The 24,703-nt window shown below is 62.6% G+C and carries 18 protein-coding genes, 4 tRNA genes and 2 pseudogenes; 11 read left to right on the top strand and 13 right to left on the bottom strand.

Annotation, left to right across the window (positions count from 1 at the left end; all coding sequences use genetic code 11):
• The first annotated feature begins 122 nt into the window (after positions 1-122).
• On the top strand, positions 123-674 hold the full coding sequence (locus E4Q23_RS17220) for a terminase small subunit (RefSeq protein ID WP_169067779.1): 552 nt from the start codon (positions 123-125) through the stop codon (positions 672-674).
• Between the two features lie 142 nt (positions 675-816).
• A complete protein-coding gene (locus E4Q23_RS17215) occupies positions 817-1,344 on the top strand; it encodes a hypothetical protein (protein WP_169067778.1) in 528 nt (175 codons plus the stop codon).
• 177 nt (positions 1,345-1,521) lie between these two features.
• On the opposite strand, the gene E4Q23_RS17210 is transcribed toward E4Q23_RS17215, so the two are convergent.
• From E4Q23_RS17210 to E4Q23_RS17200, 3 genes are all read right to left on the bottom strand, one after another.
• The gene (locus E4Q23_RS17210; protein ID WP_169067777.1) at positions 1,522-1,743 is read right to left on the bottom strand and encodes a hypothetical protein; all 222 of its coding nucleotides are present in this window, start codon (positions 1,741-1,743) and stop codon (positions 1,522-1,524) included.
• 34 nt (positions 1,744-1,777) lie between these two features.
• Complete coding sequence (locus tag E4Q23_RS17205; RefSeq protein WP_169067776.1) at positions 1,778-2,032, bottom strand: hypothetical protein; 255 nt, start codon at positions 2,030-2,032, stop codon at positions 1,778-1,780.
• A 221-nt stretch (positions 2,033-2,253) separates the two neighbouring features.
• Positions 2,254-2,385, bottom strand: a complete 132-nt coding sequence (locus tag E4Q23_RS17200) for a YHYH domain-containing protein (protein ID WP_169067775.1) — start codon at positions 2,383-2,385, stop codon at positions 2,254-2,256.
• Between E4Q23_RS17200 and E4Q23_RS17195 the strand changes: the two genes are divergently transcribed.
• The 3 genes from E4Q23_RS17195 (at position 2,327) to E4Q23_RS17185 (ending at position 3,783) form a co-directional block, all read left to right on the top strand.
• The gene (locus E4Q23_RS17195) at positions 2,327-2,527 is read left to right on the top strand and encodes a hypothetical protein (protein WP_169067742.1); all 201 of its coding nucleotides are present in this window, start codon (positions 2,327-2,329) and stop codon (positions 2,525-2,527) included. The genes E4Q23_RS17200 and E4Q23_RS17195 overlap by 59 nt on opposite strands.
• A 432-nt stretch (positions 2,528-2,959) precedes the next feature.
• A complete protein-coding gene (locus E4Q23_RS17190) occupies positions 2,960-3,253 on the top strand; it encodes a hypothetical protein (RefSeq protein ID WP_169067774.1) in 294 nt (97 codons plus the stop codon).
• 254 nt (positions 3,254-3,507) lie between these two features.
• A complete protein-coding gene (locus tag E4Q23_RS17185; RefSeq protein WP_169067773.1) occupies positions 3,508-3,783 on the top strand; it encodes a DUF3077 domain-containing protein in 276 nt (91 codons plus the stop codon).
• Between the two features lie 157 nt (positions 3,784-3,940).
• Here the strand turns inward: E4Q23_RS17185 and E4Q23_RS17180 are convergent.
• The 3 genes and pseudogenes from E4Q23_RS17180 to tsaE all read right to left on the bottom strand — a co-directional run bounded on the left by E4Q23_RS17180 (position 3,941) and on the right by tsaE (position 5,961).
• Positions 3,941-4,016, bottom strand: a tRNA-Thr gene (locus tag E4Q23_RS17180).
• A gap of 130 nt (positions 4,017-4,146) precedes the next feature.
• Positions 4,147-5,503: pseudogene (locus tag E4Q23_RS17175) on the bottom strand (N-acetylmuramoyl-L-alanine amidase).
• Positions 5,458-5,961, bottom strand: a complete 504-nt coding sequence (gene tsaE / locus E4Q23_RS17170) for a tRNA (adenosine(37)-N6)-threonylcarbamoyltransferase complex ATPase subunit type 1 TsaE (protein ID WP_169067771.1) — start codon at positions 5,959-5,961, stop codon at positions 5,458-5,460. Before tsaE ends, E4Q23_RS17175 begins: the two are co-directional and overlap by 46 nt.
• On the opposite strand from tsaE, the gene queG reads away from it, so the two are divergent.
• Entirely contained in the window at positions 5,956-7,074 is a 1,119-nt protein-coding gene (gene queG / locus E4Q23_RS17165) for a tRNA epoxyqueuosine(34) reductase QueG (protein WP_169067770.1), read from the top strand. The two genes, tsaE and queG, sit on opposite strands and share 6 nt — an antisense overlap.
• A gap of 26 nt (positions 7,075-7,100) precedes the next feature.
• Here queG and E4Q23_RS17160 read toward each other — a convergent pair whose 3' ends face one another.
• Positions 7,101-8,741 carry an electron transfer flavoprotein-ubiquinone oxidoreductase gene (locus tag E4Q23_RS17160; protein WP_169067769.1) on the bottom strand — a complete coding sequence of 547 codons (1,641 nt, stop codon included), beginning with the start codon at positions 8,739-8,741 and terminating at the stop codon, positions 7,101-7,103.
• A gap of 331 nt (positions 8,742-9,072) precedes the next feature.
• On the opposite strand from E4Q23_RS17160, the gene E4Q23_RS17155 reads away from it, so the two are divergent.
• The 5 genes and pseudogenes from E4Q23_RS17155 (at position 9,073) to E4Q23_RS17130 (ending at position 18,836) form a co-directional block, all read left to right on the top strand.
• Positions 9,073-9,149 (top strand) — tRNA-Pro (locus E4Q23_RS17155).
• Positions 9,150-9,212: 63 nt separating this feature from the next.
• Positions 9,213-9,289: transfer RNA gene (locus E4Q23_RS17150), tRNA-Arg, on the top strand.
• Between the two features lie 8 nt (positions 9,290-9,297).
• Positions 9,298-9,373: transfer RNA gene (locus tag E4Q23_RS17145), tRNA-His, on the top strand.
• Between the two features lie 392 nt (positions 9,374-9,765).
• Positions 9,766-17,485: pseudogene (locus E4Q23_RS25335) on the top strand (SDR family NAD(P)-dependent oxidoreductase).
• A 1-nt stretch (position 17,486) separates the two neighbouring features.
• Positions 17,487-18,836: an aminotransferase class I/II-fold pyridoxal phosphate-dependent enzyme gene (locus E4Q23_RS17130; RefSeq protein WP_169067766.1), complete on the top strand. Its 1,350-nt coding sequence runs from the start codon at positions 17,487-17,489 to the stop codon at positions 18,834-18,836.
• Here E4Q23_RS17130 and E4Q23_RS17125 read toward each other — a convergent pair.
• The 6 genes from E4Q23_RS17125 to E4Q23_RS17100 all read right to left on the bottom strand — a co-directional run bounded on the left by E4Q23_RS17125 (position 18,791) and on the right by E4Q23_RS17100 (position 24,678).
• Complete coding sequence (locus E4Q23_RS17125; RefSeq protein WP_169067765.1) at positions 18,791-20,386, bottom strand: sulfatase-like hydrolase/transferase; 1,596 nt, start codon at positions 20,384-20,386, stop codon at positions 18,791-18,793. The two genes, E4Q23_RS17130 and E4Q23_RS17125, sit on opposite strands and share 46 nt — an antisense overlap.
• Complete coding sequence (locus E4Q23_RS17120) at positions 20,379-21,155, bottom strand: SDR family NAD(P)-dependent oxidoreductase (protein WP_169067764.1); 777 nt, start codon at positions 21,153-21,155, stop codon at positions 20,379-20,381. Before E4Q23_RS17120 ends, E4Q23_RS17125 begins: the two co-directional genes overlap by 8 nt.
• Positions 21,152-22,309, bottom strand: a complete 1,158-nt coding sequence (locus E4Q23_RS17115; RefSeq protein WP_248595531.1) for a capsule biosynthesis protein — start codon at positions 22,307-22,309, stop codon at positions 21,152-21,154. The genes E4Q23_RS17120 and E4Q23_RS17115 overlap by 4 nt, the downstream gene beginning before the upstream one ends.
• Before the next feature lie 68 nt (positions 22,310-22,377).
• Positions 22,378-23,967 (bottom strand): AarF/UbiB family protein, encoded by a 1,590-nt coding sequence (locus E4Q23_RS17110; protein ID WP_169067762.1) that lies wholly within the window; start codon positions 23,965-23,967, stop codon positions 22,378-22,380.
• A gap of 130 nt (positions 23,968-24,097) precedes the next feature.
• A complete protein-coding gene (locus tag E4Q23_RS17105) occupies positions 24,098-24,424 on the bottom strand; it encodes a type II toxin-antitoxin system PemK/MazF family toxin (protein WP_169067761.1) in 327 nt (108 codons plus the stop codon).
• Positions 24,421-24,678: an AbrB/MazE/SpoVT family DNA-binding domain-containing protein gene (locus E4Q23_RS17100; RefSeq protein ID WP_169067760.1), complete on the bottom strand. Its 258-nt coding sequence runs from the start codon at positions 24,676-24,678 to the stop codon at positions 24,421-24,423. Before E4Q23_RS17100 ends, E4Q23_RS17105 begins: the two co-directional genes overlap by 4 nt.
• Positions 24,679-24,703 lie beyond the last annotated feature (25 nt).

The raw sequence follows: 24,703 nt of genomic DNA, 5'->3' as shown, positions 1-24,703 counted from the left end.
CCGCGGGCCACTGGCGTGATTTTCTGCCGCCGTGGTGCGATGAATGCCGGGGCGCAATGAACCAACTTCCAACGATTTGACAAACAGGCGCAGCAACTGCGCGAAAGGCAAGAGGCAACAAGATGAGCATGACGAATCAGTATGAACTAACTCCGCAGCAAGAGAATTTCGCACAGGAAGTCGTAAGCGGCGAGACGCTTTCCGACGCCTATCGGGCCTCGTACAAAACTGCCCGCATGACAGCGAAGCAGATTCACGAAGAGGCAAGCAGGCTGGCTGCGAACCCCAAGGTAGCCACAAGGTTGCGTGCGATGCAGGCAACTGCGGCCGAGATCGCTACGCTGAAGGCCGCGGACATTCTTCGGGAGGTCAAAGCACTGGCCCTGGCCGACATTGGCGGGATTATGAACGAGGACGGGCAGCTCAAGCTGCTGCACGAACTGCCGCCGGAGCTTCGTCGCGCGGTGGCTTCGTTCGAGGTCGACAAGGATGGCGTCGTCAAGTATCGCTTCTGGAACAAGCTCGACGCGCTGGAAAAGGCGATGAAGCACCTTGGCCTGTACGAGAAGGACAACGATCAGCAAGCAAATCCGCTGCGGGAACTGCTCGACTCCCTCGGCGGGGCGGTAATCGGAGTGTCGAGCGGGAAGTCGCGGAAAACGGGCGAACGGTAGAACTTTCCACGCGAGAAGGCCGCGATCGAGAAGGCTCAGGGAAGGTTCTGGAGAGCCGCATCAAAACGGGGCCGAAGTGGCTTGGACCATCGAACAGCCCGCCGCGTGAACTATGATGAAGAATCCCCTACGGAGAGCAGCAATGATTCCGCCAATCAAGGAAGTCAGAATCCGGTCGATCAGTCGCTGGATCAAGGACAACAGCCAGGGCGCAGCTACGCCCCCGCCCGAGGCGCTGTCGCAACGCGCTACAGGCCTGGACGATCAAATGGTCGAAGCGTTCGAGGCTCGCGAGGACGGGGTGATGGATCGGCTGATGAAGTCGGAACAGTGGGGAACGGAAGACGGAACCCGGCAGTTCAGGACGGAGCGAATGGAGATTTGGCAGGAAGTGTGCGCCGAGTTTCTGCCGACTTCCGACCAAGAGAGCCGGGAGGAACTGGCGAGACTGGAAGCGAGCTATCAGGCGATGTACGGCGAGCCGAGCCCCGAGGAAGAATTCACGAATCAAACTTCGACTCGCCCTGGCTCGACAACGGACCAGGAGATACGGGACTTGGTAGCAGACGCGATGCTGTTGAAGGCGATCAAGAAGCGGCGAGCGGCGAAGGGTTTGCCCTTGAGCAGCAATCCCTTGCAGAAATCGACCGGCAAGAAGCCGAGCGAGTAGCCCGAGAACGCTGGCAAGGAGTGCTTCTTGAGGACATCACGTCAGCGACGCTGCGTAATGGAATCCTGCATTACCACGGCGCCAACGTTCCAACTCAAGAAAGGAGCCCAGACTTTGCGTGTGGCGTATGCCAGTAGCTCGTCTCGGCGATTGCCTGGCCGTCGTTGCGAAACGCGATCATGGCCGCCCGTAGGTCATCCAGGCGACGGCGCCGACGAAGGCGATGGCCACCCACTCAAGCACGATGCGCCCCATGTCGAGGGTGGCCCTCGGGTGCGGCGGGTCGCCGACCAAGCTATACCCCATAGCGTGCCCGTTGACCAGGTACGGGACGCAAAGCAGCGAGGCGCCAAGCGCGACCATGCAAATGGTGATGATGCGGCGTTGCTTCTCAATCATGGCAATCTCCTGTGGGTGATCTTGAGGTGCACTCTCAAGCTTCTTTCCCGCGCTTTAGTTGCTGGACCAGTGGATCACTGTTCTTAGCGTATCCGCCGTAGTCTGGGCGGGCCGGGAAAAACCATGACTCACCGTTCCAATCGACGTCATGCGTCGTCGGTTTTGATTTGTTGAAAATGGCTTTGCACACGCCTGACATGGAGTTTTCTTGGTACACGATGGCCACTACACAATCTGTTGCGTCGACACGTATCCAGTCGCCTTTCTTTATTTCTGGATGACCTTTCATGAATTGCGAGCCTTTCGTCAGCTTAACGCCGAAGCAGCACGTGTTTTTAACCCTTGGCCACTTGATCAAGCTGATCGATGAAGGGTGGGATTTGGAAAAAAAATCGGGATCAGCTTAAGTCCTCGCTGGAAAACGCAGCCTCGTGGGAGCCGTTGCTCGCCAACCTCGACGAAGAGCTGGCGGAGCCAGCAGCCTAGCCACTCCGCCAGCGTAGAGGACCATCAGTGGCAGTGATAGCCGCCTGTCTTGTGGTCGGTATGGCACCCTTTGCTGTCAGTTCCGCCTGAGTGGGCGATGGCGCTGCCGCTGACAACGGCTATCGCGATGGCAAAAAACAAAGATATGGTTTTCATCATAGTTCCTCAAAAAAAACGAGAAAAAAAGGCGTTCTCGCATCGCCTTGTGACCTGCTTCCTCGGTAGGTGTAGCTATTTTTTCGACCCTGCACATGCGAAGCCCTGCCAGATCGATTATCGCGCAGATTTTCCTTTGTGAGAACTGTCGTTTTTGTTCAGCTCTTGCTCGCGAATACCTCACTACACTCTTCATAACAGAGCTGGCATGGAGTGCATGAGATTTTCCACAACGATAATTTTGGGAGGGTCCGCCATCGTGCTGACTTGTGGCGGCCCTTGGCGATAATGGCAATCCAGCGCGCAAGAGCCCTTGACGCACTGCTAGCGGGTGGCTGATACTGGCGCTGTCGCTGCACATCAGCGATGCGGGTTTGGAAGCCCGGGAAAAGTTGGCGGACGAGCCGCCCTGAGCGGTATTTTTTCGTCTGGTGCATGGCGTCCAAGTTTTGGGCGGTCGTGTGGGGAGTCTTCGGGCTCGCCGGTGCCAACTACCGGTCTTCCAACCTGCACGATCGCCCTCCCGTTTGGAAGCGGGAAGGCGGTTTCACAACCGCTTAGTTGGAGTCCCACCATGCCCAATATCCCCTGCGCCGATGCGCGCCAATCCAGCACGCTGCAACGCCTCAACCGCTTCACACCTGACGGCATCACTGCCCTCGCCGCTGTCGGGTTGGTTCTGCTCGACGCCATCAACAAGGCGCGTCTTGTCGTCAATGAGGCGCACCTATCGCACGACATTGCCATCGCGCTCTGGCGCGTGGTCGATGACCTGTACGACGTTCAGGACGCGCTACACGGCAACGCAAGCAAACTACCTGCAGCCCTGGCTTCGTTCCTTGATGCTGCGGAGGCGTGCCATGAGTGAGCAGATACCGACCAATCGCCCGGCTATCGACTCGTCCGTCTACGACTTTGCCCCTGGCGCGACGGCTGACGACGTTCAAGAACTGATCGAGAAGAAGCTGGCGCGCCTTGACGCCATGCTGCAGATGACGTGGGGTGTCGGCGGCGAGACGTTCGGGCGCGTGCTCGACGCGTCGGCCCGAGACAACTACCTATGGGCGTGCAGCGAACTGGTCACCGAGATACGAGAACTGTTTGGCTTGCAGGGGGGCTTCAATGAGAGCCGACGCCCACGCACAAGCCGAATTCGAGCCGAAGCCATACTTCGCCACTGCCGGCAACGCTGCGCAGTTCTTCGTCGTCAGCGAGGACATTACGACCGAATGCGCGCTCGAAGGGTCTTCGATGTTTCTGTCGTCAGCCGCCAGCCTGGGCAGCAACTCGGACGCGCTAGACGATGGCGCCCGGTGGGCAATCGTTCACCTCGTTGAAATGGCCAAGGCCCTTGTCGACACCGTCGTCAATGCTCAGATGGAAAGCGGCAGGGAGTAGCGGCCCGGCGCCAGGCAATGCGCCGACCCGGCCGCGCGCCGGGTTTTTCTTTGGTGCGACGGATGCGGGCTGAAAAAACTTGCCTACCATCTGCCTACCAGGTGCGCAGACAACAAAAAGCCCGACCTTGTGAGCCGGGCTAAGTGTTTGTTTCTACTGGTGCCGCTGGGCGGAATCGAACTGCCGACCTTCGCATTACGAATGCGCTGCTCTACCGACTGAGCTACAGCGGCACGGTGATTCTTGAAGCACGTGCAGGGTCGGCATTCTAGCAGCGCCAGCGGATATTTGGAACCTCTATTTGCGGCCCAAAAAGCTGTCGCTTGCTCGTCGGCGTACACGCCGCGAGCGCAAGCGAGAAAGCTAATCGAGCCTGGCCAGGGTCGACTTGGCCAGCGGCGGATTCAGGGCCAGGTACTTTTTTTATCCCCGCAAAGATGGCCGAGGCCAGTTTGTCCTGATAGGCGTCGTCGTTCAGGCGCTTCTCCTCCTCAGGATTGGAGATGAAGGCGGTTTCGATCAGGATCGACGGAATGTCGGGCGCCTTGAGAACGGCAAAACCGGCCTGTTCGACATGCGCCTTGTGCAGCCGGTTGATACCGCCAATCTCGCCGAGGACCGCTTTGCCGAGCTTCAGGCTATCGCTGATCGTTGCCGTCTGCGAGAGATCGAGCAGCGTACGAGCCAGGACCGGGTCGTTGACGGCGATATTGACGCCACCAATCAGGTCGGAGGCGTTCTCTTTCTGGGCCAGATAACGCGCTGCCGAACTCGTGGCCCCGCTCTCGGAAAGAACGAACACTGACGACCCATTGGCGTCCGGCCTGACAAAGGCGTCGGCATGGATCGAAACGAAGAGGTCGGACTGGATTCGACGCGCTTTATCTACGCGTGCGCGCAGGGGCACGAAGAAGTCCGAGTCGCGAGTCAGGACTACACGCATGTTCGGGTCGGCCGCAATTTTCGCACGCAAACGCTTTGCCACCGCCAGCGTGACGTGCTTTTCGTAGCTGCCACCGCCCCCGATCGCACCAGGATCCTCGCCTCCGTGCCCCGGATCGAGGGTGATCGTCACCAGGCGATCGATGACCGACCGGCCCCGCTGTTTGCTCACTGGCCGGTGCTCGGCGAGTTGCTCGGGCTTGGCGTCGATCCTGGCATCGGCGCCTGGTTCGGGCCGGCTTTCGGCGATGATCTCAGGCCGGCTCTCACCGGGTGCGACTTTCCAGTCCTTGCTGTCGAGCAGCGAGAGCAGTGGATCCGGCTGCGTCGACGGATAAACGTCGAGAACCAGACGATGCCCGTAACTACCCACCGGTGCCAGTTCAAAAACCTGCGGTGCGACCTCGGTCTTGAGCTCCATCACCAGACGAACGACGCCCGGCTTGTAGCGCCCGGCGCGCAGCAGCTTGATATTCGGATCGTCGGGAAGCACCTTGCTGGAAAGGCTGTCGAGCACGCTGGTCAGCTCGATGCCTTCCAGGTCGACGACCAGGCGGTCAGGATCTTTGACCGTGAATTGGGTGTATTTCAAAGGTGCGCTGAGTTCGATCGTCACGCGCGTGTACTCTGCTGCCGGCCAGACGCGAACGGCAAGAACAGCTGGACTTCTCCTGGCAGACGCTTGCGATACCTGACTGACTGTTAGAAACAGCGAAGCACCGGCAAACTTGATCAGTCTCCGGCGTCCTGCCAACCTCTCTTCAGCGCGTTCAAACATTTTTGTCCCTCCTCGGTACTCGCAACGACGTCCAGCATCCGACCGTTCCCGCAGATATGGAACATAAGGACGATGTCAGCCGCAGGTACCTGCCCGGCAGCCTTTTCGGGCCACTCAACCAAGCAAACGGCATCGTCTCGGAAATATTCGCCAAGCCCTGCATCAACGAACTCTTCTGGAAAGTTGAACCGATAGAAATCAAAGTGATACCAGTATATCCTCGAAATCACATAAATTTCAACCAATGTGTAGGTGGGGCTTTTTACCGGACCGACATGGCCGAGCGCGCGCAACATGGCGCGCACCAGTGAAGTCTTCCCGGCGCCAAGGTCGCCGTCGAGCCAGACCACCATCCCCGGAGCGAGCAGGGGCGCCAGTTGGTGGCCAAGCTCGGCGGTCGCGGCCTCGTCTGAGAGATGCAGACGGACTGCCGACTGGTTATCATCGCTGCTATGCAAGAAGTGAACTCCCAAACAGGCGCCGCCAGCGGCCTGGCCGATGGCCAAGGCGCTTACGCCGCAGTAGCGAAAAAAATCAAGAACTGGGGTCAGGAACTGGGCTTTGCCGCGATCGGCATCGCCAGGGCCGATGTATCAGCCGCAGCGCCGTGGCTGATGCGCTGGCTTGCGCTGGGCCGGCACGGCGAAATGGATTATATGGCCAAACATGCGGCGCTGCGCGCGGCGCCACCGTTGCTCCTGCCGGGCGCCCTGTCGGTCATTTCGGTACGGCTGGCTTACTGGCCCGCGGCTGTTGATGCACAGCAGGTGCTCGACGATGCCGAACTGGCCTACATCTCGCGCTACGCACTCGGCCGCGACTATCACAAGACCGTCCGCCAGCGGCTGCAGAAACTCGCCGATCGTCTCCGCCAGGAGGTGGCGACACTGGACTTGGCAGAGCCCTTTGCCTGCCGCGTTTTTTCCGATTCGGCACCGGTCATGGAAACCGACTTCGCCCGACAGGCAGGCATCGCCTGGCGCGGCAAACACACGCTGTCGCTGACCCGCGAGGGGTCCTGGCATTTCCTCGGCGAGATCTACAGCACCCTGCCGCTGCCCGCCGATACGCCGATCGCCGACCATTGCGGCGACTGCCGTCGCTGCCTCGACGCCTGCCCGACCGCAGCCATCGTCGCCCCCTACGAAGTGGACGCCCGGCTATGCATTTCGTATCTGACGATCGAGCTGCACGGCGCCATCCCGGCGGCCCTGCGACCACTGATCGGCACGCGCATCTACGGCTGCGACGACTGTCAGCTGTGCTGCCCCTGGAATCGCTTCGCGCAGATCGGGGACCCCGACTTCGCGGTGCGCAACGGTCTTGACGCGACGCCGTTGACGACCCTCTTCGCCTGGAGCGAGGAGGACTTCAACAGCCGCCTGGCCGGCAGCCCGATCCGCCGCATCGGCCACCTGCGCTGGCTGCGCAATATCGCCGTCGCCCTTGGCAACGCACCCCGCTCGCCGGCCATCATCGCGGCGCTGTGCTCGCGGCAGGACGACCCCTCGCTGCTGCTGCGAGAGCATGTTGCCTGGGCACTCGCGCAGCAGCGCTTGCCAGCGAGCTGATTGGCAGCAACCAGAGCACGGAGCGCTTACATGTTCGGATAGTTCGGCCCACCGCCTCCCTCGGGCGCTACCCAACGGATGTTCTGGGTCGGATCCTTGATGTCGCAGGTCTTGCAGTGAACGCAGTTCGAGGCATTGATCTGCAAACGCGGGCCGGCGGCCTCTTCGACGATTTCATAGACCCCCGCCGGGCAATAACGCTGCTCGGGCGAAGCGTATTCATTGAAGTTGACAGAAATCGCCTTGCTGCTGTCGAGCAACTGCAGATGAACCGGTTGCTCCTCCTCGTGCGCCGTATTGGAAATGAATACCGACGACAGGCGATCGAAGCTCAAGACGCCGTCTGGCCGCGCGTACTGGATCGGCTGATGACTCGCCGCGGGCTGTAATTGTTCGTGGTCGCTGCTTTCGTCCTTGAGGGTGAAGAACATGCGACCGCCAAAGAGATTGTGCTCAATCCAGTTGAAGGCACCGCCGGCAAAAGTGCCGAACTTGTGCAGCGCCGGCCCGAAATTGCGCGCCTGGTGGAGTTCGGCGTACAACCAGGAAGCCTTGAAGTTCTGCTCGTAGGCGACCAGATCACTGCGCCCTTCAGGGTCCGCCTGCAGCGCGGTGTGCACGGTTTCGGCGGCCAGCATGGCCGACTTCATGGCTGTATGAATACCCTTGATCTTGGCGAAATTCAGCGTCCCGGCGTCACAGCCGATCAACAGCCCGCCAGGGAAACTCTGCTTGGGCAGGCTGTTGAGCCCCCCCTTGGTGATGGCGCGCGCCCCGTAGCACAAGCGTTTGCCGCCTTCCAGATACTTCTTGATCTGAGCCTGCGACTTGAAACGCTGAAATTCCTCGAACGGCGATAGATAGGGATTGGCGTAGTTGAGATCGGCGATCAGCCCCACGGCGACCTGATTGTCGGCCAGGTGATAGAGGAAGGAGCCGCCGGTAGCGCCATGTTCGCTAAGCGGCCAGCCAGCGCCATGTACGACCAGGCCAGCCTGGTGTTTCGCCGCTTCGATCTCCCACAGTTCCTTGATCCCGAGACCGTAGTGTTGGGCGGTAGCGCCAGCCGCCAAATCGAATCTGGCGATCAGTTCCTTGCCCAACTGTCCGCGCGCGCCTTCGGCGAACAGCGTGTACTTGGCGTGCAGTTCGAGGCCCGGCTGGAAATTGTCCTTTGGCTCGCCATGCTTGTCACGTCCCAGATCACCGGTGGCCACACCCTTCACCGAGGCGTCGTCGTGATAGAGCAACTCGGCAGCTGCGAAACCCGGGAAGATCTCGACGCCCAGGGCTTCCGCCTGTTCGCCCAGCCAACGGCACAGGCTGCCCAGGCTGATGATGTAATTGCCGGTGTTGTGCATCGGTGCCGGCACGGCAAACGCGGGCAGCTTGACGGCCGCGGTTGCACTGCGATACAGATACACCTGATCTTCGCTGACCGGGGTCTGCAGCGGCGCACCCAGGGCCTGCCAGTCGGGTAGCAATTCGTCAAGCGCGCGGCTCTCGAACAGGGCGCCGGAGAGGATGTGCGCACCGACCTCCGAGCCTTTCTCCAGCACCATGACCGACAGCTCGGAATTGAGCTGCTTGAGACGAATCGCCGCACTCAAGCCTGCCGGCCCCGCACCGACAATCACTACGTCATACTCCATCGCTTCACGTTCCATTGCCGCTCCCCAAGGTTTCTCAGTTTTCATAGGTCGCCGTCTGCCGGCACACCAGTAAAGAGAGGGTGCTCGCGCTGAACACCCATCGATCGACACCGCTTCAGGGATATACCGCAGCCGGGAAGCGGGGTCAAGTTCTGACCGCCTCTTCGCCGAAATCATCTTCGCCAACTGGGCACTGTCAAAGCCCACGCCGACCTGCCCAGGAGAAAAGCCAGCAGCACAGATCCTGCGCCTGAACGCCGAAAATCCTGGCGGCTTGCATAGTCATCAAATTCATGCCGGACCTCATTGACCGCCGTGATGTCAGCTTGTAGAATGCGCGCTTCCTCGGGGCGTAGCGCAGCCTGGTAGCGCATCTGCTTTGGGAGCAGAGGGTCGTGAGTTCGAATCCCACCGCCCCGACCAGTGGTACATGTGTCAAAAAAAGGCAGTACCCGCGGGAAGTCCTGCAAAGGAACCCTCGTACAGGCGCCCGTAGCTCAACCGGATAGAGCACCGGCCTTCTAAGCCGGGGGTCGTGAGTTCGAGTCTCGCCGGGCGCGCCAGATCAGTGGCGGTGTTAGCTCAGTTGGTAGAGCACTGGATTGTGATTCCAGTGGTCACGGGTTCGAGCCCCGTACATCGCCCCAAAAACTCGAAACGTCGAAACCAGCAGGGAATCGTTACTTGTCGCCAATTCTCGTCTCCTTTCGCGGCACCGCCTTCGGCACAGCGACAAACAGAAGGCACGGAACTTGACTACGGACAACTCCTTTGCCGGGACTTGGTTTCGCTTTCGCACCTCACGCTTATACGGGAAGTCATGGCGGTAACGCTCATGGCCGGATTTCCGACTCTGCCGAGAAGCGCCGCACGCCTTCGTCGCTCGCGCCCGTCCTCCGGTCACCCCGAGCGTATGGCGCTTCTGCCGGCAAACCGGGCGTGTGAAGCTCGCCAGCACTGACCGTCCCCACCCCGACTCTCGGAGCGGCCAGAATGGGCACTTCGGGCATCGCCGACAGCAACGGAGAAGAGACCACCAATGACCGGGCGCGTGGCCATCACCGGCTATTCCTTCCGAATGCCGGGTACAAGCACCAGCCAGTACTGGCAAGACCTGCTCGACTGTCGCGACCTGGTAAGCGAGGTCGATCCCGGGCGTTGGGCGCAGGACAGCTTCCTGCATCCGCGCCGCAACCATCCGGGGACCAGCTACACCTTTGCCGCCGGCTCATTGGGCGACATCGCGACTTTCGACGCGTCCTTCTTTGGCATTTCGCCGCGCGAAGCCGCGCTGATGGACCCGCAGCAACGCTTGCTGCTCGAAATGAGCTGGGAAGCGATCGAGAACTCGGGAATCAAGCCCTCCTCCTTGCGCGCTAGCCGTTGCGGCGTCTACATCGGAATCGCCAGCGCGGACTACTCCTATCGCCTGGCTGACGATCTCGCCGTCATCGACTCGATGACGGCCACCGGCAACACCGCCAGCATTGCCGCCAACCGTATCTCCTACGTCTTCGATCTGCGCGGGCCGAGCATGGCCATCGACACCGCCTGCTCGTCGTCGATGGTCGCCTTCCACCAGGCCTGTCGCTCGATTCTTTCCGGGGAAAGCACGCAGGCGCTTGCCGGCGGCATCAGCCTGCATCTCCATCCCTACGGCTTCCTTGTTTTTGCCAAGGCCACGATGCTTTCCCCGCGCGGCCGCTGCAGCGTCTTCGATGCTTCCGGCGACGGTTACGTGCGTTCGGAAGGCGGCGGCGTCTTCTTTCTCAAGGACTATGATCAGGCGCTCGCCGATGGCGACCCGATCCTGGCCGTCGTGGCCGGCTCGGCGGTCAATACCGATGGCCGCAAATCGGGCCTGACGGTTCCCAACCCACGCGTACAGGCAGCGCTGCTCGAACAGATCTACGCGCAGGCGGGCATTGATCCGCAGGCGATTGATTACCTCGAAGCGCATGGCACCGGCACGGCGGTCGGCGACCCGATTGAGTCCCTGGCCATCGGCGAGGCCCTGGGCAAGCGCCGCGCCCTCGGCAAGCCACTGCCGATCGGCTCGGTGAAGAGCAATCTGGGCCATCTTGAAACCGCCTCCGGCGTTGCCGGCCTGGTCAAAGCCCTGCACTGCATCAAGCATCGAGTGGTCCCGGCGACCATCGGCGTCGAAACCCCCAATCCGCACATCAAGCTTGCCGAGTGGAACATCGAAGTGGTCACCAGGCCGCTTGCGCTGAAGCAGTCCGGCAAGTTGATCATCGGCGTCAACTCCTTCGGTTTTGGCGGATCGAACGCGCACGTCATTCTCGAAAGCCATCAGCCGGCCGACGCCAAGACCCCGCAAACATCGGCCGCAGGCCTGCTACCGCTGATCGTCTCGGCACGGGACAGCGCGGCGCTGCAGGCAGCGGCACGCGAGCTCGCCGCTTTCCTGACAGAACAGCCGGAACACGCGCTCTACGACCTTGCCTATAGCGCGGCGTTCCGTCGTGAGCGGCACCCGCAGCAGGCCCTCGTTTTCGGCCAGGACGCGACGACCATCGCCGAGGCTTTGCTGGACTTCGCCGAGGGAAGGAAGGAGATCACCACGGCGACGCCAGCGCACACGGTGAGCGCGAGCACAGCAGCAGCTACGCTGGAGACCGGCAGCAGCTTGGCGAAGCCGGTGGGCCTGGCCTTCATCTACACGGGAAACGGCTCGCAGTGGGCGGGTATGGGCAAGCGCCTGCTGGGCGAAGAACCCGTGTTCCGCGCCGCGGTCCGCGAGGTCGACGCCTTCTTCCGTCGTCATGCGGACTATTCGCTGGAAGACGAACTTGCCGGCGTCAACGGCGAAGAAAACCGCTACGAGCGGACTGAAATCGCCCAGCCAGTGCTGTTCGCCATGCAGGTGGGAATCACGCGCATGCTCACCCAGCGCGGACTCGCGCCGACCGTCGTCGCCGGCCACAGTGTCGGTGAAGTCGCTGCCGCCTGGGCATCAGGCGCGCTGAGCCTCGCCGAAGCCGTGCACGTCATCTACCAGCGCAGCCGCCTGCAGGGAACGACCAAGGGCCAGGGACAGATGTGCGCCATCGCCCTCGGGCAAGAGGCCGCCCAGGCCCTGCTCGCCGAATTGGGCCTCGCAGCGCGGCTCGCCATCGCCGGTGTCAACAGCGCGCGCGGCGTGACCATCGCCGGTGACCCCGAGCAGCTCACCATTCTGGAAGCTGCCCTGGAAGGGCGAAACCTCTTTTACAAGCGACTGGACCTCGATTACGCGTTTCACAGCGCGGCCATGGACGGCATCGAAGTCGAACTCAAGGACGTACTGGCAGAGCTCGAACCACGGGAAGGTGAATTGCCCTTCTGCTCCACGGTCAGCGGCAAGCGGCTCAGTGGCCGCCAGCTCGATGCCGAATACTGGTGGCAGAACATCCGCAAACCGGTTCTCTTCGAGTCGGCGATCAACGCCATCCTGGACGACGGCGCAAACATCTTCGTCGAAATCGGCCCCAATCCGATCCTGCGCAGCTACCTCAACGACTGCCTGAAAGAACGGGCGATCGAGGGCCGCGTGATCGGCACCGTCCGCCCTGCCGACGACTCGCCACAAAGCGTCTGGGGTGCCGCCAGCCAGGCGATCATCGCCGGATGCGACCCTGATTGGCAGCAGTTCTTCCCGCAACCGGGTCGCTTCGTGCAGCTACCCAGCTATCCCTGGCAGCGAGAACGCCACTGGCATCCGGTCACTGCGGCATCGGGCGGACTGATTTATCGGCGCAAGCTGCACCCGCTGCTCGGCTATCCGCTGCCGCAGCACGAACTTACCTGGGAAAATGAGCTCGATACGCAACTGTATCCGGTGCTCGCCGACCATGTCGTTGGTGAGGCCACCGTTTTCCCAGGTTCCGCTTTCGCCGAGATTGCTCTGGCGGCCGCTGCGGCGTGGCATCCAGACGCGGTCGCGGTCATCGAGAATCTCGAAATCCGCACGCCGCTGTTGCTCAGCGACGAGCGCTCGACAAGCGTGCGCACGACGATCGATGCGCAGGACGGCAGTCTGACCATTAGCAGCCGGGAGCAACTCGCCAGCGATCCCTGGACCTTGCACACGACGGCACGCTTGCTGCACGACACCGACGACATCCTGCTGCGCGAGAGAGGGCCCGCCCTGCCCAGCCGGACCCCGGATTTCGATGCCCGCAGCCACGCGGCACTGACGCGCGCCGTTGGTATCGCCTATGGCCCGGCCTTCCAGTGCATCGAGCACGGCTGGGTACAAGGGAGCTCGGTCCTGGCGGTGTATCGCATCGCGGCCAGCGTCGACAGCCAACTAGCCTCGCACCACCTCCATCCAGCGCTCCTGGATTGCGCTTTCCAACTCATTTTCCAGCTGCTGAAAAACGCCGTCGAAACCCACGCGGGACTGGCCTTCGTGCCCGTGCGCATGGGCCGCATCGCCGTGCGCAGCGGCTTGGCCAGGCCGAGCCATGCGCGGGCGACATTGCTCAGGCGGAGCGCACGTTCGCTGCAAGCGGAGTTCGCGATTTTCGCGGCCGATGGGAGCACCATCGCCGTCGTCAGCGACGTCCGCTTCCGCAGTGTGCGTCTGAGCCGCAATGCTGCCGACCAACTACGCTGTCTCGCTTACCACGCCACCCCCAGGCCACACCCGCTGACGCCCGCTGCCAGCCCGAGCATCGCTTACGCCAGCGTCAGGGCTGCGCTCTCTGATCTGGTCAGACGGGCGGCGCTGAAGGGAAGCCATCGCCGCTATTCGGAAGAGGTCGATCCGCTGCTCGACAGTCTGTGCAGCCGCTTCAGCCGGCTGGCCCTGCAAGCACTTTCGCCCGATGGGCAGAGCCTGCCAGCGCATACCCTCCGCGCCTGCGCGACCGCCGCCCCGGAGCTCGAACCGTATCTGGCGCAACTGCTGTCGCTGGCCGAGGACGATCGCTCTCTGGCCGCTACCGCCGATGGCTGGAAGATCGTGCCGGATCAGCGCGACCAGTCCTCAGCGCAGGATATCTGGAACAGCCTGGTCGCCGACGATCCGGACTATTTTCAGATCGTGCATTCGGTCGGGCTGGTCGGGATGCATCTCGGCGAACTCCTGGCCGGCCAGCGGACGCTGCGCGACCTCTGCCCGCAAGAGTCGTCGCTGGCAACGCTGTTGCGGCAGGTACTCGGAAGCAACGGTAAACAGAAGATTGGCCACGCGCTGCGCGAGCTGATTGGCCGGGGATTGCAGGATTTGCCCGCCGGGCGGCGCCTGGGCATCGTCGAGATCAGCGCCGGCGGGCCAGCGTTTGTCATGGATGCGTGCACCGCCCTCGACTTCAACCGTGCCGACTATTGCTTCGCCACTACCTCGGCGAGCACTCTGGACGAGGTGGCCGCCAAACTCAAGGAATGCTCGCCAGCCATCGCCACGCAGCTCATTGGCGGCGCCTCGGAAGCCGCTGGCAATGGCACGGGGGGGAGCCGGAAGCTGCGCACTGGCCATCGTCGTGCTTGATTTCGACAGCGTCGAGCAGGCCCTCCAGGCCATTGATTACGCGCGTAGCCGCCTCGCTGCGGACGCTTCGCTGATCGTCGTCGGCCAGCACCCGTCGCGCTGGATCGACTTCGTATTCGGCGCGCAACGGGCGGGCTGGTCGCAAGCGGAAAGCGGTCGCTGGCAGTCGAGTCAACGGCCCAGCCATTTCTGGCTACAGCAATTGCAGGAAGCCGGCTTTTCGGCGAACGAGCCTTTCGAGTTCTCGCCAGACACCTTGTCCGGTCCCTACTTGCTGCTCGGCCAGCGCAGCGCAAGCGACACGTCGCCAAGCAACACGCCACGGTCGACGCTGCGTAGCTGGATCCTGTTCGCCGATGCGGATGGTTTTTCGGCGCAACTTTCCGACCAGCTGAGCAAGAAGCTGCAAGCGCGCGGCGATCTGGTCATCGAGGCCCGCGCCGGCGGAAGCACGCAGATCGAAGCGCTGCTCCGTGAAACCACGGCCAACTACGGCGAACTCGACGGCATCGTCCATCTCACCGGCATCGTTGCCGAGCCGGACGACGCGCTTGCCGACGCCACCGACAAGGTTTTCGATCGCCAGCTTGCCCGCTGTGCGACAGCTGCGGACATCTTCCAGGCCTGTACAAGCACGCAAACGAAAACCACCTGCTGGCTGATTACCGCCAATGCTGCCGGCAGCCTGCTGCCCAAGCACACCGGCGCGACGCCCGCGGCAAGCCTCGCTGCGGACAGCGCGCTGTGGGGATTTGGCCGGACGATGCTCAACGAGGCCGACCACTGTGCCATCCGCCTGATTGACCTGCAAACGCCGCTGAGCGTTGAAACGGCAGCAACGGCGCTGGACAAGGAATTCGAGCAGCCGGATGACGAGCAGGAGGTGGTGCTGACGTCCGGCGGTGAGCGCTACGCCTTGCGCCTGTGTAGCGAAGAGCGCCCCGACGGGCAGGTACACGTAGCCCTGGAGCAGCCCACCCTGTCGCTCGGCTTCCAGCTTCCCGGACAACTGCGGAATCTGCGCTGGGAAGCGCACCCACGCCGCGAACTTGCACCCGGCGAGATCGAAGTCGATGTGCGCGCCACCGGTCTGAACTTCCGCGACGTCATGTATGCGCTCGGGCTGCTTTCCGACGAAGCCATCGAAAACGGCTTTGCCGGGCCAACGCTTGGTTTCGAATTTGCCGGCGTCGTCAGCGGCAGAGGCAGCGAGGACAGCATTTTCAATGCCGGCGATGAAGTCGTCGGCTTCGGCCCCTCCAGCTTCGGCAACCGGGTGATCACCCAAGCCGCAGCCATTGCCCATCTGCCACCCGACATCTCCTTCGAAGCCGCGGCGACGATCCCCAGCACCTTCTTCACCGTCTATTACGCGCTGCATCATCTGGCACAGCTGCAAGCCGACGAAAAGGTGCTGATCCACGGAGCCGCCGGCGGCGTCGGGATTGCTGCGGTCCAGGTCGCCAAGTGGCTCGGCGCCGAAATCTACGCCACCGCCGGCTCCGACGAGAAGCGTGATTTCCTGCGCCTGCTCGGCGTCGATCATATTTTCGACTCGCGTTCGCTTACTTTTGCCGACCAGATCATGGCCCAAACCGGTGGGCAAGGCGTCGATGTCGTCCTCAACTCACTGGCCGGCGAAGCGATCAACCGAAATTTTCAGGTCCTGAAACCTTTCGGTCGTTTTCTTGAACTCGGCAAACGCGACTTCTACGAAAACACCAGGATCGGCCTGCGCCCCTTCCGTAACAACGTCAGCTACTTCGGCATCGATGCCGACCAGTTGATGCTGGTCCGCCCCGATCTGACGCGCCGCCTTTTCGCCGAGATCATGGCGCTGTTTGCCGATGGTGTTCTCCACCCCCTCCCCTATCGCGCCTTCGAAGCCGAGGACGTGGTCGACGCTTTCCGCTATATGCAACAGGCACGCCAGATCGGCAAGATCGTCATCACCTATCGTCACGGCATCAACGACGTGTATCTACCGAAAGCGCCAACGCGTCGGCACCTGCAGCTGGCGGCTGACGGCTCGTATCTGGTTTCCGGTGGCCTGCAGGGTTTCGGTCTGCGAACTGCCGAGTGGCTGGCCAGCAAAGGCGCCCGCCAGCTGATCCTGATCAGCCGTAGCGGTCCGCAATCCGAACAATCCGACGAAGCCCGCAGCGCCATTGCACGCCTTGAAAGGCAAGGGGTACGCGTGCACGCCGCTGCCTGCGACGTCAGCAAGCGCGCCGAACTGGCGGCCTTGCTGGCGGAAACGGCGCGCAGCCTGCCGCCGCTGAAAGGAGTGGTACACGCGGCGGCGGTCATCGATGACGGTCTGGTGCGCAATCTCGACGCCGCGCAGATGCGCCGCGTGCTCGCCCCCAAGATCCTCGGTGCCCGCAACCTCGATGAGCTGACGCGCGACTGCCCGCTCGACCTCTTCATTCTCTTTTCGTCGGCGACCACCGTCTTCGGCAATCCTGGACAAGCCAGCTACGTAGCGGCGAACGCCTTCCTCGAAGCGCTTGCAGAACATCGCCGCGCACTCGGTCTGTGCGCCACCAGTGTCGGCTGGGGCCCGATCGACGACGTCGGCTTCCTGGCCCGCAATGAAAAAATCAAGGACGCCCTGCAAAGCCGCATGGGTGGCGGCGCTCTCAACTCGGCAACCGCTCTCGACGCCCTGGAAGGCATGCTGCTCGCCGATCGCTCCGGACTGGCGGTGCTCGAATTTGACTGGCATGCGCTCAGCCGCCTGCTGCCGAGCGCCAGCAGTCCAAAATTCCAGGAACTGGCCTGGCATGCCGAAGACCGCGACGGGCAGGAGGATCACTCGGAAGACATTCAGCGACTGCTCGCCGAACTCTCCGATGACGAGCTTCTGGCCACCTTCTCGGACATCCTGCGCAACGAAATCGGCGAGATCCTGCGCGTTGGCGCAGACAAGATCGACCCCGAGCGTTCGCTCTACGACATGGGCCTGGACTCGCTGATGGGCGTCGAACTGATGATCGCCCTCGAATCTCGTTTCGGTATTCGCCTGCCGGTAATGGCCTTGAGCCAGAGTCCGACGATTAGGAAACTGGCGGCGCGAGTGATCCAGCAGTTGCGCGGAGCCGACGACGCTGGCGAGTCGGATCAGCAAGCGCTGCTGCTGGCGCAGACGCAAGAGGTGGCCAGGCAGCAGGGCGCCGACGCTTCGCCAGAAGTGATCGCCGGAGTGGTCAAGGACCTACGGACCGCACGGGCCGCGGCGACTGCCAAGGTGATCGACTAGGATGGTACGCAAAGGATTGCCAGGGCTCACCGCCCAGATCAAGGACAAGCTCATCCAGCAGGCGCTCGAGCGCCGGCTCCGCCAGGCCGATCAAGGGAAGAACTACGACGCCCCGGCGCGGACGCCCAGCGGTGCCGCCACCACTCCCGAGCAGCACTACCGCTTTCACCTGCATCCCGGCTACCAGCAGATTCGCATCATCAGCGAAGGCGCGACTCGCCTCGGCATCGACAGCCCCTTCTTCAAGCTCCACGAAGGTATCGCTGGCGCCAGCACGCGCATCGACGGCCGCGACTACATCAACTTCGCGAGCTACAACTATCTCGCGCTCTCGGGACATGCCGAGATCTCCGAGGCCGCCAAGCAGGCCATTGATCGTTACGGGACCTCGGTTTCAGCCAGCCGCCTGGTCTCTGGTGAGCGAGCGCTGCACCGCGAGCTGGAAGATGCCATCGCCCGTGCCTACGGGACCGACGATGCGATCACCTTCGTCAGCGGCCACGCCGCCAACGTCACCACCATCGGCCATCTCTTCGCCGCCCAGGATCTGGTGGTTCACGACGAGCTGATCCATAACAGCGTCGTGCAGGGAATCAGCCTCTCTGGCGCCCGCCGCCTGTCGTTTCCGCACAATAACCCGGAGGCACTGGATACCATTCTCAACCAGCAGCGCCAGCACTTCCAGAGAGTGCTGATCGTTCTGGAAGGGATCTACAGCATGGATGGCGACTATCCCGACCTGCCCCGCTTCGTGGCCATCAAGAACAAGCATCGCGCCTTCCTGATGGTCGACGAAGCCCACTCCTTCGGCGTCATGGGCGCCACAGGACTCGGCATCAGGGAGCACTTCGGCCTGCACAGCGCCGAGGTCGACATCTGGATGGGCACCCTGAGCAAGGCCCTGGCGGGATGCGGCGGCTATATCGCCGGCGAAGCCGCGCTGGTCGAACACCTCAAATTCCTGGCGCCCGGCTTTCTCTATAGCGTCGGCATGCCACCGCCGGTTGCCGCGGCCTCGCTTGCCGCGCTGCAAGTAATGCAACGCGAGCCCGAGCGCGTCGCCGCACTGCAGGCACGCGGCCGATTCTTCCTGGCGCAAGCCAAAGCGGCCGGCGTTGATACCGGGACTTGCGCCGGCTTCGCGGTAATTCCGGCAATTACCGGCAGCTCGATCAAGGCGGCACGCCTGGCTGCCGCCCTCTTCGAGCGCGGCATCAATGTGCAGCCGATCCTTTACCCGGCAGTGCCGGAGAAATCCGCCCGCTTACGCTTTTTCATCTCCTGCGAGCATAGCGAACTGCAGATTCAGCAAACCGTCGAGGCCTTGGCGGAGGAACTCGGCAGGCTCTGAGCAGTAAGCAAGCCCATTTCCTGCAGAAACAGGCTGCCCAGGTCCTCGACCTTCAAATCGCGCCGTATCCCCGGCTTCGGCTGACCGTTCTTCCGCCAGATGAAGTAATCGGTCTGCCCCGCGGGCGCGCCCAGGGTCCGGTAGACATCCGGCATGATCGGCACGTGATCGCCGTACCAGCACAGGCCACTGCGGCCCGGCAAAGCCGCGAGCCCGGCGCGCAGCATGCCCGCCATGCGGTCCGCATTGCGCAAATGACGCAGGTAGATGGTCAGCTCGTCGCAGCCAGCCGGTGGCGGCCTTGAGTAGAAGCGCTCCGCCTCATCGGACCGCACTTTCTCGAGATGCAGGGGCCCATGGTTCTCCATGCTGATGACAAAGACGAAGAGTGGCTGCTCGCTAGCGCCCTTCAGCAGGGAGCAGACTTTCTCGGCGACGGCCAGGTCCCCGACGTAAGGCCCACTCCTTGCTGCGTCCATGAAGCTGCGGATATCAATGAACTCATCGAAGCCAAGGCGTGGAAAGACCTTGTGGCGGTCGTAGAAGCTCGCCGCGTAGGGATGGACGCAGAGGGTCCGGTAACCGCGGGCTTGCAGGAAACTGGCCAGGGTCGCCACCCCCTGCCGCGCCAGCCGACGATAAGGATTGAAGCGATGCACCCGCAGTGACTCGCCGGCGAGTCCAGACAGGAAAGCAAACTCGGTGCGCACGGTATTGGCGCCCCAGGCAGCGACCTCGAGTTGTCCGCTGCAAGCTGCCTCAGCCTGCAAAGCGTCAAACTCCCGCAGGACCTCGCTACGGATTCCCGCGTCGAGCCGCCGCGGATCGAAGAAGGACTCGCTCTGCACGACGACCAGATGCGCGGGTTTGTCTCGGCTTGGGTGCGCGGCATTCGTGACATTCGTGGCGCCTGCGCTCCCGCCGTCAAACGGCGAATGCAAGGGGCAAGGCAGCAACTCCTCCTCGCCATAGCGCCACATGGCGCAAAGCAGGCCCAGCCGGCACAGGTCGCTTGCCGCTTCGAATGTCACCGCCAGCTTGCTCCGCGCCGCCCACCACAGCACAAGGCCCGCTGCCAGCGCGAGCATTGCCGACCCGGTCAGAAAGTCGCCGACCGACAGGACCAGCAACAAGGATTCCTCCAGGGCCAGCCCCGCATAGACTGCGCCACCAAACGCCAGCACGGCAAGCGCCGCCTTCCCCGCGCCGAGAAAGGGCAGGTACAGGCGCGGGTGCTTGAAGACGTCGCTGAAGTACTCGAAATCCTGAAAAATGAAGGGTTCGCGCAAGGTGTGGTATTTGGCGTTGCTGACCAGCACCAGAAACAGCATCCCGGCGAGCAGCGCGCTGGCGGCAAAGAGCGGCCGCTGAAGAACCAGCAATAGGCAAGTAAACAAGCCCAGCCAGACGCCAAGATGAATCGCCAGCGCCGCCAGAGGCCGCTTCCAGAAGGGCCGCACAGCTGGTCTCAGCAAGCGTTCAAGTAGCAGGCAAAGGCCGGCGCCAGCGAGCGCAGACGGGGCAACCGCCGACCAGAAGGAATCAGCCACCGTAATCGAGCAGGCGCAGAATGCGTTGCGAGACCGCCGACGGCAGGACCGACAGCCACCAGGTCCCGAAGTTGAGGGGAAACGGAAAGCTGATGCGCGCCTGATTGCGCGCCAGACCGCGCCGGATGGTACGCGCCGCTCGTTCCGGAGTCCACAGGAAAGGCTTCGGCCCCGGCATCTCGCGGCACATCTTCGATTCGACATAGCCCGGCATGACCACGCTCACCTGCACCCCTTCGCCTGCCAGCCAGCCACGTATCGCTTCACCGTAAGTCTTGATCGCCGCCTTGCTGGCGCAGTAGCTGGGCGTCACCGGCAGCCCGTAATACGCGGCCAGCGAACTGATCAGGGCAATCTGACCTTGCCCGCGGGCGCGCATCGCCGGCAGCACCGCATCGACCGTGGCCATTACTGCCAGGACGTTCACCTCGATGAGTTCCTCGACATCCGGCCAGTGTTCGCCCGCGCCGGCTGGCCCGATATTCGTGTTTACGCCCGCGTTGACGATCACCAGATCGAGCCGTTCTGATCCGCAAAGGTCGTTCAGCCAGTTCGCCAGTGCCCGGCGATCACGCAGGTCGAGCACTTGGATCAGCACCCGCGCGCCGCGCGCCTGACAAGCCGCCGCCAACTCTGCCAGCCGCGCAGCATTGCGCCCCTGCAGGATCAGCGTACTGCCCGCCTCGGCATAGGCCATCGCCAGCGCGCCGCCGATACCGCCGGTGGCACCCGTGATGAGCACCGTTTGCGGTCGTGTAGCGAGGCTCACAACAACTCGTCCAGCGGTGAGCGCTGTGGTTCAAGAAAGCGGCGGCAGTTGGCGACGGCCATGCGGATTGCCTGGGCGGAATAGAAGCCGCCATTGACCTGGGTGGCGTGAATCACCGTATTGCGGAAAAAGCGGAAAAGCTCGCGTTCGGGCTTGCCGGCATGGGTCCAGAAATCGTCGACAGGCCCCTGAAAAGTGAGCCCGGGAAGATTGTAGATGGGGTCGCTCAGGGTCACGGTCGGACATCCCGCGGCCAGCGAGAGGAGACCGACGGTGCTATTCACGGTGACCACGCCTTGCGCGTGCTGCAGCAAGGGGCCTAGATCGCCGCTCTCCAGGTAGGCGATGCGTCCGGCCAGTCCGAAGCGCTTTTCCAGAGCGGCGATCACGCGACGGAAATTCACCAGGCCGGCGTCGGCCGGATGGTTCTTGATCACCAGGCGTGCGTCGCCAGCCGCGTGCGTAGCGAAGGACTCCAGCACGAATTCCATGACGCCGCTCATGTCGTCGAATCGGCAATGATCGCGAATCTGTGCGTCGCTGTTCAGTTGCAGTGGCAAAAGGTAGTACGGCACGCCGCTGCTGACGAGTTTGTCGATCAAGGCCTGGTCTTTCGACTTGCGAAAGTGCAGCATCGAAAAGCGCCCGGCGTAGCCGGCGTACTCGAGCGCCGCGTTGAGCGGCGCATGCCTTTGGTAGCGCGGAAAGGCGACGGCATTGACGGATCCGGCGAGATGGTAGGCCACATCATGTGCCGCACGTACTCGGAACGGCGAATGAAACGGCTCGCCGTCACCGTAATCCGGCAACTTCGCGCCAACGCGGCGAAACCAGTCGGGATCACGCGGCAGCAGCGAGTGACCATTGACCCCCTCGCGCTCGAGAGTCACCCAGTAAGGCCGCAAGTAGCCTTCTTCGAAAACGTGCGTGCGCATGCCCAGAGCCGAGCCATGATCGACGGCGGGTCTATGCACTGGACGCCGGTCACCAAACAGAACCTGGTCGGTGATTCCGAAGCGGCGGTATTTGTCGTCGAGAAAGTCGCGCAGGCCGGACAACTCGCCGCGAAAATTCCACGCCGGCCGAAAACCCCAATAGGCGACGTCGCCAGCATTGAAATTGATTTTGAAAACGCGGTGTCCGTCAGCGACCAACTGATCAGCGAGCCGTCCAAAAAATGGCGAACAAACACCCTGCAGAAACAAAAAAAGAACGTCTCAAGCTACTGCAACCCCTCTGCTTTGCACAGCCAAAGCCCTCTCTCGCACGACACGCCCTCCACTGACCGCTTGCTCGGCTCCGCGCCGGGATGCACGGCGTGCCGTCCTGCCAGGCCACCAGACCCGCTGCGATCTCCCGCCAGAAAACGCAGCGTGGTCGCCGGCAGGTCGACGCAGAGCCCCACCAGGTCGACGGTCGACAGATGGCCGCCGACAGCGCGGGAATCCGCCCAGGCCCATGGGCGCCGCAGGAGGCCTTGCAGGAAGCTGCCCGCGCCGTGGCGGACGAGCACGCGATCGATCGCCATGTGCTCGGAAACATCGGCGGCAACCCCCGACAGCGTCAGCAAGGCCTTGCGAAAAAGCGCGATCTCCTCCGGAAAACGCACCGCCGAGCTTGCTGCCAGACTATCCAGCAGCGACGTCATCCAGTCGAAGCCGGGAAAGCGACCAGCACGCACCTGCTCAATCGCTGCACCTACCGCGAGTCGCACGCGGGCTTCGTCGACCACCTGGCCGAGCGCCGCGATGGCCCTGCACACCCGCGTCTCGTTGAGCGTCACAGCCCCCAGACCGAGTTGCACGACCGCTTCGCATTGGGCCTTCGTCAAGCGTGTGGTGAGTGCCCAGTCGATAATCGCCAGACGTCCATCTGGCGTCGCCAAGAGGTTGCCGGCGTGCGGGTCGGCATGAAACATCGCTCCCGTCTCGCCACTGCCCCAGAAGGGCTGGGCCAGCAAAGCCCTGATCACCCGCTCGGCACGCTGGCGCATTTCTGCGGCCGGCAAGTCCTGGTGGGTCACCTTGCAGCCATCAACCCTTTCCATCGCCGTCACCAAGGGCGTACAGAAGGGAAACAGGCGGGGGATAAGGATATCCGGTGAAGCGGCATAGAAATCCGCCGCCTGCCGCAGGTGCTCCTGTTCCTGGTCCAGACGAACTTCGTTGGCGAGCAGGCGGGCAACCGTTTCCAGGGTATTAGCGTAGTCGAGTACCGGCAGGCCGTGGTGGGCGCAGCGTTCTTCCAGGAATGTGCCGAGCAAGGGCCAGATGGCGAGTTCTTCCTCCAGCCGCTCCTGCACACCCGGCCGCAGCACCTTGAAGACGCCGCGCTGCGGCGCTGCATCCTGCGCCTGCTGCCAGACGAAAGGCACGACCACGGCGACGCTGCCCTCGGCGATTGTCTCCTGCCCCAACTGCAGACCGGCGACAGGACCTACTTCGCGATCGAGCAGCGGCTGCACCGCCGCCAGCGAATCGGTCGGCGCCAGCGTTTCGAGTTCCTGCAAACGCTGGCGCAAATCGGCCGACAGGCGCCGGTCGTGGGCCACCACCTGCCCCAGCTTGTGCAGGGTCGGGCAGAGACGAAACAGGCTGATTACACGCCGCTCACGACTGGCAGATCTCGGCAGTTCAATTTGTGCGGCAACAATGGCTTGCTGACGGACTGGCGAAAGGCGCTGCAGGAAGAAAGCCAGGCCATCCGCGAGCAGTGGACGATATTGCGCGTAATTTTCGGGCAACAACTCGGTGAGCGGCAGCAGGAGTGCCAGCGCGCCGCTATGCTGGTCGATGTTCGAGTGGAGGGTCATGAGAGGGAATGGTCGATAGCCAGCGCACTGGCGAAACAGGGACTGATGAGCAAGGGGATGAGCGCATTGTAGACCGGATGGAGCAGAGCGTCCGCTTGCCCACCTGCCCGCCCGCCTGCCTCGTTATTGCTCACTCAAAAATCGGGGCAAGTTTCGCCAGCACCTCTTCCATGGTCGATGCTGGCAAGGTGTCCACCTTGCGCCCATTGCGCGCCCCAAGATCGAGCACACGCGGCTGATCGCAGCGAACTACGCCGGTCGTTCTGATGCCAGTCACGGGGACAGCGAAGGCAATTCGCCTGGCGAAGCCACCGCCGCTGGTGATCGGGCAGACCACCGGCAACCTGGTTGCCTCGTTGAACGCGGCAGGCGACACGATCAGAACTGGACGGCTACCGCGTTGCTCGCGCCCTTCGGTCGGATCAAGCGAGACCAGGTAGATGTCACCACGTCTCATATCAGTTCCCCACCGACCGCGGGCGCATCGATCCATTCGCGTTCTTCCGCCGCTTGCTGCTGTGAATAATCCGAAGCGGCCAGCAGTTCCGCCAGCGTGTAACGCGGCCTGGGCTTAGGATCAATCACCAAGCGGCCATCAGTGACGGCCACTCCTACCGTGGCGCCTGCTTGCAGCTGAAGTTGATCGAGGAACGCTGGCGGAACTGCCAGCATCACTGAGCCGCCGACCTTGCGCAGATTCGTTGTATGCATGGTGCACCTCTATCGAGTCAAGTTA

The sequence above is a fragment of the Candidatus Accumulibacter phosphatis genome (genome assembly GCF_012939955.1).
Taxonomy (GTDB): domain Bacteria; phylum Pseudomonadota; class Gammaproteobacteria; order Burkholderiales; family Rhodocyclaceae; genus Accumulibacter; species Accumulibacter delftensis.
This window is presented reverse-complemented; position numbering and strand designations above follow the sequence as displayed.

Coding starts and splice junctions, on each gene's coding strand:
- E4Q23_RS17220 (WP_169067779.1), top strand. CDS start 123: ATGAGCATGACGAATCAGTATGAACTAACTCCGCAGCAAGAGAATTTC.
- E4Q23_RS17195 (WP_169067742.1), top strand. CDS start 2,327: ATGGCGCTGCCGCTGACAACGGCTATCGCGATGGCAAAAAACAAAGAT.
- E4Q23_RS17160 (WP_169067769.1), bottom strand. CDS start 8,741: ATGGAACGTGAAGCGATGGAGTATGACGTAGTGATTGTCGGTGCGGGG.
- E4Q23_RS17185 (WP_169067773.1), top strand. CDS start 3,508: ATGAGAGCCGACGCCCACGCACAAGCCGAATTCGAGCCGAAGCCATAC.
- E4Q23_RS17200 (WP_169067775.1), bottom strand. CDS start 2,385: ATGAAAACCATATCTTTGTTTTTTGCCATCGCGATAGCCGTTGTCAGC.
- E4Q23_RS17105 (WP_169067761.1), bottom strand. CDS start 24,424: ATGAGACGTGGTGACATCTACCTGGTCTCGCTTGATCCGACCGAAGGG.
- E4Q23_RS17110 (WP_169067762.1), bottom strand. CDS start 23,967: ATGACCCTCCACTCGAACATCGACCAGCATAGCGGCGCGCTGGCACTC.
- E4Q23_RS17130 (WP_169067766.1), top strand. CDS start 17,487: ATGGTACGCAAAGGATTGCCAGGGCTCACCGCCCAGATCAAGGACAAG.
- E4Q23_RS17215 (WP_169067778.1), top strand. CDS start 817: ATGATTCCGCCAATCAAGGAAGTCAGAATCCGGTCGATCAGTCGCTGG.
- queG (WP_169067770.1), top strand. CDS start 5,956: ATGCAAGAAGTGAACTCCCAAACAGGCGCCGCCAGCGGCCTGGCCGAT.
- E4Q23_RS17190 (WP_169067774.1), top strand. CDS start 2,960: ATGCCCAATATCCCCTGCGCCGATGCGCGCCAATCCAGCACGCTGCAA.
- E4Q23_RS17100 (WP_169067760.1), bottom strand. CDS start 24,678: ATGCATACAACGAATCTGCGCAAGGTCGGCGGCTCAGTGATGCTGGCA.
- E4Q23_RS17205 (WP_169067776.1), bottom strand. CDS start 2,032: ATGAAAGGTCATCCAGAAATAAAGAAAGGCGACTGGATACGTGTCGAC.
- E4Q23_RS17210 (WP_169067777.1), bottom strand. CDS start 1,743: ATGATTGAGAAGCAACGCCGCATCATCACCATTTGCATGGTCGCGCTT.